Below are 16,573 nucleotides of genomic sequence, written 5' to 3' on the forward strand. Positions count from 1 at the left end.
TGAGCGCGATGCCTGACATACGACCCATGGTGGGCTCCGGCGCGTTGGTCCTCAACGCCACCTACGAGCCGCTGTGTGTCGTGTCGGTGCGTCGCGCCGCGATCCTCGTCCTCTCCGCCAAGGCGGTCTGCGTCGCCGATGGCGACGGCATCCTGCACAGCGCCCGGGACGCGCTACCGGTGCCCTCCGTGGTCCGGCTGACGCGCTTCGTCCGGGTGCCGTACCGAACCCACGTCGGGCTGTCCCGGCGGGCGATCTTCGCCCGGGACGGGTGGCGGTGCGCCTACTGCCGGGGCCCGGCCGAGACCATCGACCACGTCTTTCCGCGCAGCCGGGGCGGCCGGCACGCCTGGGAGAACGTGGTCGCCGCGTGCGCCCGGTGCAACCACACCAAGGGCGACAAGACCCCGGCCGAGATGGGGTGGCGGTTACACGCGTTGCCGGCCGCCCCGAAGGGCACCGCCTGGCGGGTGCTCGGGCACCGCGCTCCCGACCCCCGCTGGGCCGACTGGCTTGACCTGCGGGAGCCCGAGGCGGCCGCCTGAGTCCGCAGGACGCGGTCAGGCTTTGGGTTCAGATTGGGTCGCCCGGCGCGTGGCGCGCTCCTGGCGGTCGACCGCTCGGCCGTGCGCGATCGCGAGTAGCCTGTCGATCTCGGGCAGCAGTTGCGGGCCGGGCATGACGACGCTGGCGAAGCCGTACAACGCGTAGCCCGGGTGCGGCACGAGGGTGTCCAGCCGGGCGAAGTCGAATTCGTGCCGGTGCTCCTCGAATGCCTTGGGCGGGAAGCCGAACAGCCGCTCGAACTCGGCCCGACCGAGGTCCAGGTTGAGGCGGAACACCCCGGGCCGGTCAAGCTGCGCGGCCTCGTCGAAGCCGGGCACATCGTGCTCGACGACCGTGGCGAACGGCTGGCGGCGGTCCGGGCCGACGAAGAAGAACCGGTCGCCCCAGGCCGCCTCGGGTGATCCGTCCTCCTCGCTCGCCACGACCTGCTCGACGCCGGGCAACGCGGTGATCCGATCGGCGAGCACTGCCGTGTCGACACCGGTCGGGACGTGCAGGACCGCGTCGGCGTGTTCGATGGTGGCGCGGTCCAGCGGGAAGTAGCGGTAGTCGTGCGTCCGCTGCTCGGCCGCTGCGATGTCGGACGCCGGCAGGTACCGGGGAAGGGTGCTCTCCTGTTGGAGTCTGCCCTCGTAGGTGTCGGGGGCGGGTGGCCCGATGCCGAGCGCCGGGCTCGCGCCGAGGCTGCCGGCGATCACCGCGTACCGGTCGCCCAGCAGCGACGCGACGATCGCGCCGGCGCCGGCCCAGGACACCTCCGTGTCGGCCAGCGTCATCGTGCTCAGGTGGCGCTGGAGGTGCGTGTTGTGCGCGAAGACGAGTGTGGGCCCGCGGTGCGCCTCGGCCGCTCGGATCGCGAGCAGGTTCTCCGCCATCAGCGCGTCCCGGACCGCGGCCAGGCGGGCGAAGCGTTCCTGCTGGGCCAGTGGTGCGGCGGCCGCGGCGTGGTAACGCAGCAACGCGACCGCCGCCGTGGCGTGCACGAACGCCGCCTGCCAGCCCGCTGACCTCCACGGCGCCCGCAGGTGCAACTCGGTCACCAGGTCGTCGGCGAGCACCCGCAGCCGCTGGGCGTCGGTCGAGCGCCCGACCGACCGGCCCGGTTCCCAGATCGCGGCCGTGTCACTCCATCGCGCCTCGTCCCCGATCAGCTCGTCGATCTCGGCCGACCGGTCCAGGTCGAGGAAGTGGCAGACCTGGTTGAGGTGGCGGCGCGGGCTCGGGGCGCTCTCCAACTCCATCGGGGCGTCGAAGCCGTGGAACGTCAGGCGCTGGGCGACAGGCCGTTCGGCGTTCCACTCCCGCATTAGAAGCAGGAGGTCGCGGTTCGCCGGGACCGCCCCGAATCCGTGGCTGAACCCTTCGGCGAGCGCACGGTCGAGCGTCACGGCGGCGGCGCCCCGCACGAACTCGTCGGCGATCAGTCCGGCCGCCCGGTCGCTCTCCACGGCGATCGAGCGGTAGCCATGCTCCGCCAGCGACAGGAAGGCCTCGTTGCGAAGCTGCAGGAAGGCGGACTCACCGTGCGTCGGTTCGCCGAGCGCGAGCAGGTCCGGGGATACCGCCAGCAGGTCGAGAAAAGATGCCATTCCGTGAACCGTATCGTTGAACCTGCGATTGAGACTTACGAGCAATGGAGCGCGGTGACGACCCAAAAACCTTCAAACCCAGGGGTACGCCGGCCGGTCGATCTCGCGCGCGCCCACGGTCTCTCCGCACAGGCCGTGCGTAACTACGAGCGAGACGGCGTCCTGCCTCCGGCCCAGCGCACGCCGAACGGCTACCGTCGCTTCACCGAGCTGCACGTCAAGGCGCTGAGCGCCTACCTGGCCCTGATCACGGGCCACGGCTATGCGGCCGGCGGCGAGATCATGCGGGCCGTCAACCGGGGCGACATCGACACGGCCCTGCGCGCCATCGACCAGAGCCATGCCCTGCTCCAGCGCGATCGGGAGACCCTGGACGCGGTCGAGGCGGCGGTGGCGACGCTCGCCGGAACGCAACCACAACCGCAGGGCCGGAAAGCCGTTTCGGTCAGCGTGCTGGCTCACCGGCTCGGTGTGCAGCCGGCCACGTTGCGCAAATGGGAGCGGGCCGGGGTGCTGCGGCCGACACGTGATCCGGTGACCCACTACCGGATCTACCTTCCCGACGACGTCCGGGACGCCGAACTCGCCCACCTGTTGCGCCGTGGCGGATATCGGCTCGACCACATCGCCGGCGTGCTGCGTCGAGTGCGCGACGCCGGCGGCGCCGAACCGCTCGCCGCGTCGCTGCGCCAGTGGCGACAACGGCTCACCGAGCGCGGCCTCGCCATGCTCACCGGGGCCGCCCAGCTCGCCGAGTACGTCGACGCTGCAAAGAGGCTCGCCGCGTAGAACATCCGGTTCTACACTATGGCCATGGAACGTATCGGGGTTCGGGAGCTGAACCAGAACACGAGTCAGGTCCTGGCTCGGGTGAGTGGCGGCGAGACGGTGGAGATCACCGATCGTGGGCATCCGGTCGCCCGACTGGTTCCGGTCAGTGACGACAGGTCGACGCTGGCCAAACTTGTAGCGGCGGGGCGGGCCGTCGCTCCAAGCGGCGGCGGCCCTGTCCCGCTTCCACCCAAGCTCGGGGCTGAGGATGTGGACGTGGCTGCCACGCTCGCCGAGATGCGGGACGAGGAGCGCTGGTGATCTATCTCGACTCCGCCGCCGTCATCAAGCTGGTTCGCCAGGAGGCGTGCACCGCCGACCTCGTCTCCTGGCTCAACAGCCACGGAGACGTCCCGCTGGCTTCCTCCGCCCTCGTCGAGGTCGAAGTGCCCAGAGTGTTGCGCCGATCAGCCCCGCAAGCGTTGATCGGAGTGCCGTCGGCCGTCGGACGGCTGTTCCGGCTGGAGATCGACGGCACCATCCGCGCCACCGCCGCCGCCTTCGCCTTCGCCGAGCCGACCCTGCGCAGTCTCGACGCCATCCACCTTGCCACCGCCCAGGTGCTGACCAACGAGTCTGGAACGGCACTCATCGCATTCGTCAGTTACGACCGGCGACTGCTCGACTGTGCCAAGGCCGCAGGGTTGCCCGTGGCAAGCCCAGGCCAGAGCTGACCCGTAGTTGCCGGTCTGCCCGCCCTCACCCGGACCGCGCCTTGACCAGCGAGGCGAAGACCACCACGTTGTCCGCGTAGCCGGTCTCGCCGCCGACCCACTGGCCACCACAGGTGATCAGTCGGAGGCTCGGGCGGCTGAAGTCGCCGTACACCTCGTCGACCGGCAGTCGACCCTTGTCGAACTTCTCCACCGAGTTCACCTCGAAGACCGCCACGCGCTGGTCGGTGCGCGTGACCTCGATCTCGTCACCGGAGCGCAGCTCGCGGATCTTGTGGAAGACGGCCGGCCCGCTCGTGGTGTCGACGTGCCCGACGATCACGGCTGGGCCGTACTGGCCCGGGGTGGGTCCCTGGTCGTACCAGCCGGCCTCCTGGGCGCGGGCCGCGTCCGGCACGGCGATCGTGCCGTCCGGGGCGATGCCCACGTCGTGTACGGGCGCCCGCAGGTCGATCTTCTCGATGGCGAGGCTTGTCGGATGGCTGGCCGGCAGCACCGGGAACTTCTTCGGTGGCGGTCGCAGGCCGGCGCTGAGCCGGTCCGGCAGCAGGCTCATTCCGGTCACCTGCTCGACGCCGAGCATCGCCACGATCAGCACCATCAGCGCGGCGATGGCCAGCACCGGCAACCCGGGGCTCGTACCGAATCGCTGTCGGGTCGACGGTGGCCCGGCCGGTCGCCGCGGTGGCAGCGGGCGGACGGCCGGATCGGTGGTGGTGACGCTTGCCGACACGGCCTGCCCGGCGACCCGGCGCAGTCGCCCGGAGACGCGGGCCACCAGCCGGCCGGACGCGCGCAGCGCCGGCCCGGCTCGGAAGCGGGCGCGGCGGTCCGGCCGCGCACGCGCGGATCTGCGGGTCATGGGTGATCCGGCTCAGGAGCCGGCTTCCGGTCGACGTCGGCCGCCGGCCATCCCGAGCACGATCGCGGTGGCCACCAAGGCCACGCCACCGAGCACCAGCAGCGAGCCGGTGCCGCGACCGCCGGCCATTCCGCCGCCACCGGTCGCCGGCCCCTTGCTGGGTGAGGCCATGTTCAGCACGGTCAGCGTGGTCGACGACGTCTGGCCGTTCTCACACTGCAGGTCGACCGGGTAGTCACCGGCCGGCTTGTCGCGGGCAATGGTGACCTGGCCGGTCAGGAAGCCCTTGTCCGGTTTGAGCATCACGTGCCCGAACGCGTCGGAGTGCACGCTGGACTGACGGTTGTTGTTGTCGTTGTCGCAGCTCGCCTTGATGCTGACCCGGCTACCGGCCTGGGCGCTGTTCGGTGCCACCTCGACGAAGACGTTCTCGCCAGCCCGCGCCGGTGCGACCGACAACAGGACGAACGCCCCAACCAGCCCGACGAGTGTCAGTACGGACGAGAGCGCGCGGTTGATCGTGCGGATTCCCTGCATGATTTCCCCCCAACCGGCGACGACCGCCGGAACCCTCCCCTGGGCACGGGCGCTGCTTTCCCGCTGGCGCAGGGGCAAACCCGCAGGGTGTGGGAGTCAGCGCGGGCGCGGGACCGGCCCAGTGCCGGAGAGGGGGGTGACGGGGTGCCAGTTCAGCGGGGAGGAGAGGACCATCGTGCTCGACGGTTGGCCGTACGGGGCGAGACGGTCGATGACCCCCTCGAACGCGCCGATCGAGCCGGCTGCCACCTTCAGCATGCTGCACGCGTCCCCGGTGATCCGGTGGATCTCCAGGATCTCCGGCCAGCCCGCCACCGCCGGGTCGTGCAGGATGCATCGCGCGCCGTAGCAGGACATTCGGATCAGCGCGACCACGCTACGGCCGGCGCGGCTCAGGTCGACATGGGCGTGGTAGCCGGTGATGACCCCGGTCTCCTCCAGTCGGCGGACCCGCTCCGCGACCGACGGTGGTGACAGGTGCACCCGCCGGGACAACTCGCTGAAGGAGAGCCGCGCGTCGGCCTGCAACTCGCGCAGCAGCGCCCAGTCCATGTCGTCCACGCTCAGACCTTACTTTCGTGAACCGACTTCGCCTAGTTGCCTTTGGTTTGCCAGGAGAAGGCGGTGAGAGCCGTTGATCCGGCATTCCGCAGGCCGATCCGACCGCGAGATCATGACGTCGGCTAGTCCGGGGGAGGGAGACGAGATGGTGGATCAGACGGAGCGGCGGGCGCCGAGCCGCCGTGCCACGGTGCGGCCGGTGACCCCCGGACAGCGTGCCGAGCAGGCGGCGCGCACCGGTGGCGAGCCGACCCTGGAGTTCGCCGACATGGTGCCGTACGACGCGTACGTGCAGGCCAGCGCCCTGCACAAGATGCAGCACCCGCTCAGCAGCGACCCGGGCGAGATGTCCTTCCTGATGGTCAGCCAGATCATGGAGCTGTACTTCGGGTTGACCTGCCACGAGCTGCGGGAGACCCAGCGGCTGATCCGCGCCGACCAGATCTGGGAGGCGTTGGCCCCGCTGGGCCGAGCGAAGCTGCACCTGGAGGGGCTCAACGCCGCCTGGCAGGGCCTGCGCTGGATGAGCCCGGCCGACTTCAACAGGTTCCGCAACCTGCTCGGCGAGGCCTCCGGCTTCCAGTCGGCGATGTACCGGCAGTTGGAGTTCCTGCTCGGACTGCGCGACCCGACGCTGATCCGCCCGTTCCGCCGGCAGGCCGAGGTGCACGCCGCGCTGAGCGCCGCGCTGGCCACCCCGAGTCTCTGGGACGACGTGCTCGCGCTGCTCGCCCGGCGCGGCTTCGACCTCCCCGCCGACCTGCTCGACCGGGACGTGGCCGTCGAACACGACCCGCAGCCGTCGGTCGAGGCGGCCTGGGTACGGATCTACGACGACGGCGGCCCAGACAACCACCTGCGACTGCTCGGTGAGGCGCTGAGCGCTGTCGCCGAGGAGTTCGGCGACTGGCGTTGGAACCATGTCAAGGCGGTGCAGCGGACGATGGGTGCCAAGGTCGGCAGCGGAGGCTCTGCCGGCCTGGCGTGGTTGCAGCGCAGCATGGCCCGGGTGGTCTTCCCGGAGCTGTGGTCGGCCCGCACCGCGATGTGACCGGAGAGCGAGAAGAAGCAATGACGACCCCAGAAGCTGAGCTGCTGGGCTTCGCCGCTGGCGAGGCCGAAGCGCACCGCCGCGACGAGGCCGACCCGGGCCACCGGCACCTGTTCCACGTGCCGCCGGCCGACGGTGGCGGCCACCCGGAGTCGGCGTACCTGGCCGGCAACTCGCTCGGCCTGCAACCTCGGGCCACCCGCGACGAACTCCTGGCCGACCTGGACGCGTGGGGGCGGCTCGGCGTGGAGGGGCACCTGGAGGCGGAGCGCGCCTGGCTGCCGTACCACGAGTTGTTGACCGGGCCGGCCGCCCGACTGGTCGGCGCCCGGCCCACCGAGGCCGTGGTGATGAACTCGCTCACTGTCAACCTGCACCTGCTGATGGTGAGTTTCTACCGACCGGCCGGCGCGCGCACCCGCATCGTCATCGAGGACGCCGCGTTCCCCTCGGACAGCTACGCGGTGCGCAGCCAGGCGCGGTTCCACGGCCTGGACCCGGACGACACGGTGGTCCGGCTGCGTCCGCGCGACGGTGAGGACGCCCTGCGCACCGAGGACGTGACCGACTACCTGGCCGCCGAGGGCGACCGGGTGGCTCTGCTGCTGCTCGGCGGGGTCAACTACCTCACCGGCGAACTGCTGGACATCCCGGCGATCACGGCCGCCGGCCGGGCCGCCGGCGCGGTGGTCGGTTGGGACCTGGCCCACGCGGTCGGCAACGTGCCGCTGGCCCTGCACGACTGGGACGTCGACTTCGCCGCGTGGTGCTCCTACAAGTACCTGAACTCCGGCCCGGGTGCCCTGGCCGGCGTCTTCGTGCACGAGCGGCACCTCGGCGACGGGGACCTGCCCCGTTTCGAGGGGTGGTGGAGCACTGCGGCGGCGACCCGGTTCGAGATGACGCCGGTGTCCCGGCCACCGGCCACTGTGGAGGCCTGGCAGATCTCCAACCCGCCGATCTTCGCGATGGGTCCGGTGCGTACCTCGCTGGAGTTGTTCGACGCGGTGGGGATGACCGCGCTGCGCGCCCGCAGCCAGCGCCTCACCGGCTGGCTGGAGTCGCTGCTCGACGAGGTGACAGTCGGCCGGCCGCTGCGGGTGGTCACCCCGCGCGACCCGGCCCGCCGGGGCTGCCAGCTCTCCGTGCGCATCGGTTCCGGCAGCGCCGCCGAGCTGACCAAACGCCTACGGTACGAACACGGGGTCATCGCCGACGCCCGCGAACCGGACGTCGTCCGGTTCGCCCCGGTGCCGCTGTACTCCACCTACCTCGACTGCTGGCGGGCCGCTGCGGCGCTGGCCGCGACCGTGGGGCAGGTGGCCGCATGACCGCTCGGCGCGACGAGGTCGCGATCATCGGCGCCGGGCTGGCCGGCTGTCTGGCGGCCTGCTTCCTGGCCCGGCGTGGTTACCCGGTGGCCCTCTACGAGCGTCGCTCCGACCCGCGCAGCGGTACCGCCGAGCGGGGTCGCTCGATCAACCTGGCGCTCTCCGAGCGCGGCCTGGACGCGTTGCGCCGGATCGGGCTGGCCGAGCAGGTGATGACCGACGCGCTGCCGATGCGCGGCCGGATGATCCACCCGGTCGAGGGCGAGCAGCAGTTCCAGTCGTACAGCGCGGCCGGTGACCGGGCGATCAACTCGATCAGCCGGGGTGCGCTGAACAACGCCCTGCTGGACGAGGCCGCCGCGTTGCCCGGGGTGCGGGTCGTCTTCGACCACCGGCTGGTCGGGCTCGACCCGACCGACGGCGCCCTGAGCTTCGAGACCCCGCAGGGCCCGGTCGCGGCGAAGGCGTCGGTAGTGCTCGGTGCCGACGGCGCCGGCTCCGCGGTGCGCGGGCAACTGCTGGCGTACGGGCTGCTCGACGAGAGCGTGGACTTCCTCGACTACGGCTACAAGGAGCTGACGATTCCGGCGCTGGGCGGGGACTTCGCCCTGGAGGAGGACGCGCTGCACATCTGGCCGCGCGGCACCTCGATGATGATCGCGCTGCCGAACCCGGACCGCTCCTTCACCTGCACGCTGTTCTGGCCCAACGACGGTGCCGGCAGCTTCGCCTCGCTGACCAGCCCGGCGGAGATCGAACGGCACTTCACCGAGCACTACCCGGACGTGGTCCCGCTGGCCCCGAACCTGGTCGACGACTACCAGCACAACCCGGTGGGCGTGCTCGGCACGGTGCGCTGCGCCCCCTGGCAGGTCTTCGGCAAGGTCGGCCTGCTCGGCGACGCGGCGCACGCCATCGTGCCGTTCTACGGCCAGGGCGCCAACTGCGCCTTCGAGGACGTGGTGGAGCTGGACCGCTGCCTGGACGAGTGCGCCGACGACTGGTTGGCGGCGCTGCCGCTGTTCCAGCGCCGTCGGCAGGAGAACGCCGAGGCCATCGCGACGATGGCGCTCACCAACTTCGTGGAGATGCGGGACAAGGTCGCCTCCCCGGTCTTCCAGACCCGACGGCGGGTGGAGCACGCACTGGAGCGGGCCCTGCCCGGCCGGTACGTTTCCCAGTACGAGCTGGTGTCGTTCTCCACCACCCCGTACGCGGAGGTGCGCCGCCGGGTGCGCCGACAGCACCGGGTGCTCGGGGCGGTCGTCGGTGGGGCCGCGCTGCTGCTGGCCGGCGCGATCGGCGCGGCACTGAGCCGAGGGAGGCAGGCATGACCGGCAACTGGGATCCGCGACTGATGGCCGGTCACGCCCCGGCCGGTCCGCACCGGTTGCGAAACTTCGTGGCCGGCGAGTTCGTCGACGGCGCCACGACGTTCGCCAAGGCCAGCCCGGTCACCGGGGAGCAGGTCTTCGAGGTGGCCAAGGCGTCGAGGTCCACTGTGGACGACGCGGTGGCCGCCGCCCGGGCGGCGCTGCGGGGGCCGTGGGGCCGGATGGGGGAGCGCGAGCGCGCCGAGGTGCTGCGCCGCGTCGCCGACGAGCTGGAGCGCCGCTTCGACGACCTGGTCACCGCCGAGGTCGCCGACACCGGCAAGTCCATCGCCCAGGCCCGCACGCTTGACATTCCGCGCGGCGCGGCGAACTTCCGGGCGTTCGCGGAGATCGTGGCGACCGCCCCCACCGAGTCGTTCACGACTGTCACCCCGACCGGCGGCCGGGCGCTCAACTACGCGCTGCGCAAGCCGGTCGGCGTGGTCGCGGTCATCGTGCCGTGGAACCTGCCGCTGTTGCTACTCACCTGGAAGGTGGCTCCGGCGCTTGCCTGCGGCAACGCCGTCGTGGTCAAGCCCAGTGAGGAGACTCCCGCGTCGGCGACGGTGCTCGCCGAGGTGATGGCCGCCGCCGGCGTACCGGCCGGGGTGTTCAACCTGGTGCACGGCTTCGGGCCGGACTCGGCGGGCGAGTTCCTCACCCGCCACCCGGGCGTCGACGCGATCACCTTCACCGGCGAGTCGGCCACCGGCGGCGCGATCATGCGGGCCGCCGCCGACGGGGTGAAGGCGGTGAGCTTCGAACTCGGCGGCAAGAACGCCGGCCTGGTCTTCGCCGACGCCGACCTGGACGCCGCGGTGGCCGGTTCGGTGCGGTCCAGCTTCACCAACGGTGGTCAGGTGTGCCTGTGCACCGAGCGCATCTACGTGCAGCGCCCGGTCTTCGAGGAGTTCACCGCCCGGCTGGCCAAGCGGGCCGGTGAGCTGGCGTACGGCTGGCCGACCGACGAGGCCACCGCCACCATGCCGCTGATCTCCCACCAGCACCGGGCGAAGGTGCTCGGTGCGTACGAGCTGGCCCGGTCCGAGGGCGCCGAGGTGCTCACCGGCGGCGGCACGCCCACCTTCGGCGACACCCGCGACGGCGGGTCGTACGTGCAGCCGACAGTGCTCACCGGGCTCGGCCCGGACGCCCGCACCAACCGGGAGGAGATCTTCGGCCCGGTGGTGCACGTGGCGCCGTTCGACACCGAGGACGAGGCGTACGCCCTCGCCAACGGCACCGAGTACGGCCTGGCGGCGACCGTGTGGACCCGGGACGTGGGCGTCGCGCACCGGGCCGGCGCCCGGCTCGACGCCGGCATCGTCTGGGTCAACACGTGGTTCCTGCGTGACCTGCGTACCCCGTTCGGCGGGGTGAAGGCGTCCGGGATCGGTCGCGAGGGCGGCGTGCACTCGCTGAACTTCTACTCAGAACTCACAAACGTCTGCGTGGACCTGTCGTGAGCCGTAGCGAGGGAGCGGGCATGGAAGCTGACATCGAGGCCGCCAACCGGGAGTTGGCCGACGCCCGCAGCACCGGCAAGCCGTGCGCGCCGCTTCGGGGCCGGCTGCTGCCGGAGGGCGACGTCGAGGCCGCGTACCGTGTGCAGCAGCTCCAGGCCCGGGCCTGGCAGGGCCGCGGCGAACGCCGGGTTGGCGCGAAGATCGGGTTGACCTCCCGGGCCGTGCAGGAGACCTTCGGGGTGTTCCAGCCGGACTTCGGCATGCTGACCGACGCCATGGCGGTCGGCGACGGGGTCGAGGTGCCCATCGACCGTCTGCTCCAGCCGCGCGTCGAGGCGGAGATCGCCTTCGTGCTCGACAAGGATCTCCCGAACCCGCAGCTCACCACTGTCGACCTGATCCGCGCGGTCGACCATGTGCTGCCGGCGATCGAGATCGTCGACTCCCGGATCGCCGCCTGGGACATCTCCATCGTGGACACCGTCGCCGACAACGCCTCCAGCGGCCTCTTCGTGCTCGGCACCACGCCGCGCCGGCTCGCCGACGTGGACCTGCGTCTGTGCGGAATGGTGCTGGAACATGCCGGCGAGCCGGTCTCGGTCGGCGCGGGCGCTGCCTGCCTGGGCAACCCGCTGCACGCCCTGCAGTGGCTGGCCGGCACTCTCGCCCGCGCCGGCGACCCGCTGCGCGCCGGCGACGTGGTGCTCTCCGGGGCGCTCGGCCCGATGGTGCCGGTCACCCCGGGCGCCGCGTACGAGGCCCGCATCTCCGGGCTCGGCTCGGTGCGGACATCCTTCAGCGAGGTGGACCAGTGAGCGCGAGGAGTGAGCCGGTTTTGCGAGCCCCGCAGTCGCGAACGGAAGATGGAACAGCCGCAGTGACCACAAACGTGGCGGTGCTCGGTTCCGGAAACATCGGCACCGACCTGATGATCAAGGTGTTGCGGCTCAGTGACAGCCTGCGCATGGTGGCGATGGCCGGCATCGACCCGGCCTCCGACGGCCTGGCGCGCGCCCGCCGGCTCGGCGTCGCCACCACCGCCGACGGCGTGGACGGGCTCGTGGCGATGCCCGAGTTCGCCGACGTCGAGCTGGTGTTCGACGCCACCTCGGCCGGCGCGCACCGCCGCCACGACGAGGTGCTACGCGCCCACGGCCGGACCGTGATCGACCTGACCCCGGCCGCGCTCGGCCCGTACGTGGTGCCGCCGGTCAACCTGGACGAGCACCTGCACGAGCCGAACGTCAACATGGTGACCTGCGGCGGGCAGGCGACCGTGCCGATCGTCGCCGCGGTACGCCGGGTCACCCCGGTGGCGTACGGGGAGATCGTCGCGTCGATCGCGTCGAAGTCCGCCGGGCCGGGCACCCGGGCCAACATCGACGAGTTCACCGAGACCACGGCCCGGGCCATCGAGGTGGTGGGCGGGGCCGAGCGGGGCAAGGCGATCATCGTGCTGAACCCGGCGGACCCGCCGCTGCTGATGCGGGACACCGTCTACTGCCTCTGCCCGGACGCCGACGCCGACACCGACGCCATCGCCGCCTCGGTCACGGACATGGTGGCGGCGGTGCAGGAGTACGTCCCCGGCTACCGACTCAAGCAGGACGTCCAGTTCGACCGGGTGCAGGCGTACCTGCCGACGCTCGGGCGGCGGCTCACCGCCCTGCAGGTGTCGGTCTTTCTGGAGGTCTCCGGCGCCGGGCACTACCTGCCCGCGTACGCCGGGAACCTGGACATCATGACCTCCGCCGCGCTGCGCACCGCGGAGCGGTTGGTCGCCAGGCGTTCCTCGGAGGTGGCCGCGCGATGACCGACCTGTACATCCAGGACGTGACGCTGCGCGACGGCATGCACGCCATCGCCCACCAGTACACAGTCGACCACGTACGCACCATCGCCGCCGCGCTGGACGCCGCCGGGGTGGCCGCGATCGAGGTGGCGCACGGCGACGGGCTCGCCGGTTCCAGCGTCAACTACGGCCACGGCGCCGCCAGCGACGCCGAGTGGATCTCCGCGGCGGCGGAGGTGCTGACCACGGCGAAGCTGACCACCCTGCTGCTGCCGGGCATCGGCACCATCGCCGACCTGAAGGCCGCGAAGGCGCTCGGGGTGACAAGCGTCCGGATCGCCACCCACTGCACGGAGGCGGACATCTCCGCCCAGCACATCTCCTGGGCCCGGGAGAACGGCATGGACGTGGCCGGGTTCCTGATGATGTCGCACATGAACGATCCGGCTGGGCTGGCCGGGCAGGCCAAGCTCATGGAGTCGTACGGGGCGCACTGCGTCTACGTCACCGACTCCGGCGGCCGGCTGCTGATGTCCGACGTGGCGCAGCGGGTCGACGCGTACCGGCAGGTCCTCGCCCCGGACACGCAGATCGGCATCCACGCCCACCACAACCTGTCGCTCGGGGTGGCCAACAGCGTGCTCGCCGTCGAGCACGGCCGGGTCACCGGCTCCGGCCCGGCCGGCCCCGACGCGGCGCACGGCCGGACCGTCCGCGTCGACGCCTCCCTCGCCGGCATGGGCGCGGGCGCCGGCAACGCCCCGCTGGAGGTCTTCGTCGCGGTCGCCGAGCTGCACGGCTGGAAGCACGGCTGCGACGTGTTCGCGCTGATGGACGCCGCCGACGACATCGTCCGCCCGCTCCAGGACCGGCCGGTCCAGGTGGACCGGGAGACGCTTTCCCTGGGCTACGCCGGGGTCTACTCCAGCTTCCTGCGGCACGCCGAACGGGCCTCCACGAAGTACGGCGTGGACGTCCGGTCGATCCTGGTCGAGCTGGGCCGTCGCCGGATGGTCGGCGGCCAGGAGGACATGATCGTGGACGTGGCACTCGACCTGGCCGACCAGGAGGCCGTCAGCGCGAGGAGCGAGCCGGGGTTGCGAGCCCCGCAGCCGGGAACGAAGGGTGGCGCAGCATGATCGGCGTGGACATCACGGGGATCGCCGACAAGCTGGGCGCGGCGGCCGACACGGCCACCGCGATCCCGCAGCTCGCCGCCGAGACCGGCCTCGACGTGGACACCGCGTACGCCGTGCAGGCCGCGCTGCTGCAACGCCGGCTGAACGCCGGTGAGCGGCTGATCGGGTTGAAGATGGGGCTGACCAGCAGGGCGAAGATGGCCCAGGTCGGCGTGGACGAGGTGATCTGGGGGCGGCTCACCAACGCGATGCGGGTGCCCGACGGCGGTGCCGTGGACGCGGCCTCGTACATCCATCCCCGGGTCGAGCCGGAGGTGGCGTTCCTGTTGGATCGGCTGCCCGAGCCGGGCGAGCCGGTCGGTGACTTCGCCACGGCGGTTCGCGCGGTCGCCCCGGCCATCGAGTTGATCGACTCCCGGTACGCGGACTTCCGCTTCTCGCTGCCGGACGTGATCGCGGACAACACCTCGGCCGCCGCCTTCGTGATCGGGCCGTGGTCGCCGGTGCCGGCCGGGCTGGACAACCTGGGCGTGCTGCTGGAGGTCGACGGGCGGGTGGCGCAGGTCGGCTCGACGGCGGCGATCCTCGGTGATCCGCGCCGGGCGCTCGACGAGGGCATCCGGCTGGCGGGACGGCACGGGGTGCGGTTGGAGTCCGGCTGGGTCTTCCTGGCCGGCGCGGCCACCGCGGCGGTGCCGCTGCGTCCCGGTGCCCATGTCCGTGCCGTCGTGGAGAAGCTCGGCACGGCGTCGCTGCGGGCTTCGTCGTGACCGCTCGGGTGGTGGCTGGCAAGGCCGTGCCGCGTGGGGCCTTTCCGCACGTCAAGGTTGCGGGTGGGTTCGTCTTCGTGTCGGGTACGTCGTCGCGGCGGCCGGACAACACGTTCGCCGGTGTGTCGGTCGACGAATTCGGGACGACGAACCTCGACGTCCGGGTGCAGACGCGGGCCGTCATCGAGAACGTGCGGGACCTGCTGCGGTCGGTCGGCGCGGACCTCGCCGACCTCGTGCAGGTGACGACGTACCTGGTCAACATGAACGACTTCGGTGGTTACAACGAGGTCTGGGCCGAGTTCTTCGACGCCTCCGGGCCGACCCGCACGACGGTGGCGGTGCACCAACTGCCGCACCCGCACCTGCTCATCGAAATCCAGGCCGTGGCCCTTCTTCCCTTGGGAGGTCAGTCGTGAGTGAGATCGCCGAGCCGTTCAGCTTTCCGGGCTGGATCGCCGACAACCAGCACCTGTTGAAGCCCCCGGTGGGCAACAAGGAGATGTTCCCCGGCGGGGACGACTTCATCGTGATGGTGGTGGGCGGGCCCAACCAGCGCACGGACTTCCACGTGGACCCGTACGAGGAGTTTTTCTACCAGGTCAAGGGCAACATGCACATCAACCTGGTGACGCCGGAGGGGCCGCGTACGGTGCACGTGCGCGAGGGGCAGATGTGGATGTTGCCGCGCAACACCCCGCACTCGCCGCAGCGGCCGGAGGCCGGCTCGATCGGCGTCGTCGTCGAGCGGGTCCGCGAGGAGGGGACGCTGGAGACGTTCCAGTGGTACTGCCCCGAGTGCGGCAGCAAGGTGCACGAGGTCGAGTTGCAGGTCCGCGACATCGCCGCCGACCTGCCCCCGGTGTTCCAGGCGTTCTACGCCGATGAGCGGGCGCGCACCTGCGCCGACTGCGGCACCCTGCACCCGGGCAAGGGCTGATGCCCGCAGGCGTGGTCGACGTGCACACGCACGTCGTACCCAAGGGGTGGCCGGACCTCGGCGCGGCGTGCGGCGGGTCCGGCTGGCCGTGGTTGCGGGTCGATTCCGAGCGCGCGGCCATGATCATGGTGGGGGAGACGGAGTTCCGCCCGGTCGGTGCCGAGTGCTGGGACGCGTCGCGCCGACTGGCCGACATGGACGCCGACGGTGTGGCCGTGCAGGTGGTCTCGCCCACCCCGGTCTTCTTCAGCTACGACCGACCGGCCGACCAGGCGGTGAAGGTCGCCCGGATCTTCAACGACCTGACCCTGGAGGTCACCGCGGCCGGAGGTGACCGACTGGTGCCGTTCTGCCAGGTGCCGCTCCAGGACCCGGACGCCGCCTGCGCCGAGTTGGACCGCAGCCTCGCCGCCGGGCACGTGGGCGTGGAGATCGGCAACCACGTCGGCGACCGCGACCTGGACGACGCCGGCGTGGTCACCTTCCTCCAGCACTGCGCCGAGGTGGGCGCACCGGTCTTCGTCCACCCGTGGGACATGCCGGGCGGGCCGCGCCTGGACCGCTGGATGGCCCGTTGGCTCACCGGGATGCCCGCCGAGACGCACCTGTCGGTGCTGGCGATGATCCTCGGCGGCGTCTTCGACCGGGTGCCGGAGACGCTGCGGATCTGCTTCGCACACGGCGGCGGCAGCTTCCCGTTCTGGCTCGGCCGCGCCGACAACGCCTGGCACCGACGTGGCGACCTGGTCCGGGGCGCGTCCGTCGGCCCACCCAGCAGCTACCTCGACCGGTTCAGCGTCGACTCGGTGGTCTTCGCGCCGCCCGCCCTGCGGCTGTTGGTCGACACGCTGGGGGAGGACCGGGTGCTTGTCGGCAGCGACTACCCGTACCCGCTGGGCGAACGGCCGGCCGGCGCGGTGGTGCACGCGGCTGACTTCCTCACCGACGACCAACGGGACAAGCTGCTGTCCACCAACGCCCTGCGCTTCCTGCGCGGGCCGCGCTGAGGGCGTACCCCTGTTCCGCTGCCTTTGCTCTGCTTCACCCCACGCAACGCCCTGTGTCCGGTAATCGGACGCCTGCTGTTGCG

Annotated in this window: 19 protein-coding genes; 15 read left to right on the top strand and 4 right to left on the bottom strand. The window is 71.6% G+C overall.

Annotated features, from left to right (window positions below; genetic code table 11):
- Positions 1-8 precede the first annotated feature (8 nt).
- Entirely contained in the window at positions 9-545 is a 537-nt protein-coding gene (locus ACLQ3B_RS21680) for an HNH endonuclease (RefSeq protein WP_425782494.1), read from the top strand.
- A 15-nt stretch (positions 546-560) separates the two neighbouring features.
- Here ACLQ3B_RS21680 and ACLQ3B_RS21685 read toward each other — a convergent pair whose 3' ends face one another.
- Positions 561-2,156 carry a DUF6194 family protein gene (locus ACLQ3B_RS21685; protein WP_425782495.1) on the bottom strand — a complete coding sequence of 532 codons (1,596 nt, stop codon included), beginning with the start codon at positions 2,154-2,156 and terminating at the stop codon, positions 561-563.
- A 3-nt stretch (positions 2,157-2,159) separates the two neighbouring features.
- On the opposite strand from ACLQ3B_RS21685, the gene ACLQ3B_RS21690 reads away from it, so the two are divergent.
- The 3 genes from ACLQ3B_RS21690 to ACLQ3B_RS21700 are packed head-to-tail and all read left to right on the top strand — an operon-like array spanning position 2,160 to position 3,661.
- Entirely contained in the window at positions 2,160-2,945 is a 786-nt protein-coding gene (locus ACLQ3B_RS21690; protein WP_425782496.1) for a MerR family transcriptional regulator, read from the top strand.
- 24 nt (positions 2,946-2,969) lie between these two features.
- Positions 2,970-3,248, top strand: coding sequence for a type II toxin-antitoxin system Phd/YefM family antitoxin (locus ACLQ3B_RS21695; RefSeq protein WP_425782497.1), 279 nt, complete (start codon positions 2,970-2,972; stop codon positions 3,246-3,248).
- Positions 3,245-3,661 carry a type II toxin-antitoxin system VapC family toxin gene (locus ACLQ3B_RS21700; protein ID WP_425782498.1) on the top strand — a complete coding sequence of 139 codons (417 nt, stop codon included), beginning with the start codon at positions 3,245-3,247 and terminating at the stop codon, positions 3,659-3,661. The genes ACLQ3B_RS21695 and ACLQ3B_RS21700 overlap by 4 nt, the downstream gene beginning before the upstream one ends.
- A 25-nt stretch (positions 3,662-3,686) precedes the next feature.
- Here ACLQ3B_RS21700 and ACLQ3B_RS21705 read toward each other — a convergent pair whose 3' ends face one another.
- The 3 genes from ACLQ3B_RS21705 to ACLQ3B_RS21715 all read right to left on the bottom strand — a co-directional run bounded on the left by ACLQ3B_RS21705 (position 3,687) and on the right by ACLQ3B_RS21715 (position 5,621).
- Positions 3,687-4,460 (bottom strand): class F sortase, encoded by a 774-nt coding sequence (locus ACLQ3B_RS21705; protein ID WP_425782562.1) that lies wholly within the window; start codon positions 4,458-4,460, stop codon positions 3,687-3,689.
- Between the two features lie 75 nt (positions 4,461-4,535).
- Entirely contained in the window at positions 4,536-5,060 is a 525-nt protein-coding gene (locus ACLQ3B_RS21710; RefSeq protein WP_425782499.1) for a hypothetical protein, read from the bottom strand.
- Between the two features lie 96 nt (positions 5,061-5,156).
- Positions 5,157-5,621 carry an Lrp/AsnC family transcriptional regulator gene (locus tag ACLQ3B_RS21715; RefSeq protein ID WP_425782500.1) on the bottom strand — a complete coding sequence of 155 codons (465 nt, stop codon included), beginning with the start codon at positions 5,619-5,621 and terminating at the stop codon, positions 5,157-5,159.
- 148 nt (positions 5,622-5,769) lie between these two features.
- Here ACLQ3B_RS21715 and ACLQ3B_RS21720 point away from each other — a divergent pair, with 148 nt between their 5' ends.
- From ACLQ3B_RS21720 to ACLQ3B_RS21770, 11 genes are all read left to right on the top strand, one after another.
- Positions 5,770-6,672, top strand: coding sequence for a tryptophan 2,3-dioxygenase (locus ACLQ3B_RS21720; protein ID WP_425782563.1), 903 nt, complete (start codon positions 5,770-5,772; stop codon positions 6,670-6,672).
- Between the two features lie 20 nt (positions 6,673-6,692).
- A complete protein-coding gene (gene kynU, locus ACLQ3B_RS21725) occupies positions 6,693-8,003 on the top strand; it encodes a kynureninase (protein ID WP_425782501.1) in 1,311 nt (436 codons plus the stop codon).
- A complete protein-coding gene (locus ACLQ3B_RS21730) occupies positions 8,000-9,337 on the top strand; it encodes an FAD-dependent oxidoreductase (protein ID WP_425782502.1) in 1,338 nt (445 codons plus the stop codon). The genes kynU and ACLQ3B_RS21730 overlap by 4 nt, the downstream gene beginning before the upstream one ends.
- Positions 9,338-9,360: 23 nt before the next feature.
- Entirely contained in the window at positions 9,361-10,842 is a 1,482-nt protein-coding gene (locus ACLQ3B_RS21735) for a 2-hydroxymuconic semialdehyde dehydrogenase (protein WP_425782564.1), read from the top strand.
- 20 nt (positions 10,843-10,862) lie between these two features.
- A complete protein-coding gene (locus ACLQ3B_RS21740; protein WP_425782503.1) occupies positions 10,863-11,657 on the top strand; it encodes a 2-keto-4-pentenoate hydratase in 795 nt (264 codons plus the stop codon).
- Positions 11,658-11,719: 62 nt separating this feature from the next.
- On the top strand, positions 11,720-12,655 hold the full coding sequence (locus ACLQ3B_RS21745; protein WP_425782504.1) for an acetaldehyde dehydrogenase (acetylating): 936 nt from the start codon (positions 11,720-11,722) through the stop codon (positions 12,653-12,655).
- The gene (dmpG, locus tag ACLQ3B_RS21750) at positions 12,652-13,773 is read left to right on the top strand and encodes a 4-hydroxy-2-oxovalerate aldolase (protein ID WP_425782505.1); all 1,122 of its coding nucleotides are present in this window, start codon (positions 12,652-12,654) and stop codon (positions 13,771-13,773) included. Before ACLQ3B_RS21745 ends, dmpG begins: the two co-directional genes overlap by 4 nt.
- Positions 13,770-14,543 carry a 2-keto-4-pentenoate hydratase gene (locus tag ACLQ3B_RS21755; protein WP_425782506.1) on the top strand — a complete coding sequence of 258 codons (774 nt, stop codon included), beginning with the start codon at positions 13,770-13,772 and terminating at the stop codon, positions 14,541-14,543. The genes dmpG and ACLQ3B_RS21755 overlap by 4 nt, the downstream gene beginning before the upstream one ends.
- Positions 14,540-14,962: a RidA family protein gene (locus tag ACLQ3B_RS21760; RefSeq protein ID WP_425782507.1), complete on the top strand. Its 423-nt coding sequence runs from the start codon at positions 14,540-14,542 to the stop codon at positions 14,960-14,962. Before ACLQ3B_RS21755 ends, ACLQ3B_RS21760 begins: the two co-directional genes overlap by 4 nt.
- Positions 14,959-15,483 (top strand): 3-hydroxyanthranilate 3,4-dioxygenase, encoded by a 525-nt coding sequence (locus ACLQ3B_RS21765; protein WP_425782508.1) that lies wholly within the window; start codon positions 14,959-14,961, stop codon positions 15,481-15,483. Before ACLQ3B_RS21760 ends, ACLQ3B_RS21765 begins: the two co-directional genes overlap by 4 nt.
- On the top strand, positions 15,483-16,490 hold the full coding sequence (locus ACLQ3B_RS21770) for an amidohydrolase family protein (protein ID WP_425782509.1): 1,008 nt from the start codon (positions 15,483-15,485) through the stop codon (positions 16,488-16,490). Before ACLQ3B_RS21765 ends, ACLQ3B_RS21770 begins: the two co-directional genes overlap by 1 nt.
- Positions 16,491-16,573 lie beyond the last annotated feature (83 nt).

The sequence above is a fragment of the Micromonospora sp. DT53 genome (genome assembly GCF_049841535.1).
Classification (GTDB): Bacteria; Actinomycetota; Actinomycetes; order Mycobacteriales; family Micromonosporaceae; genus Micromonospora.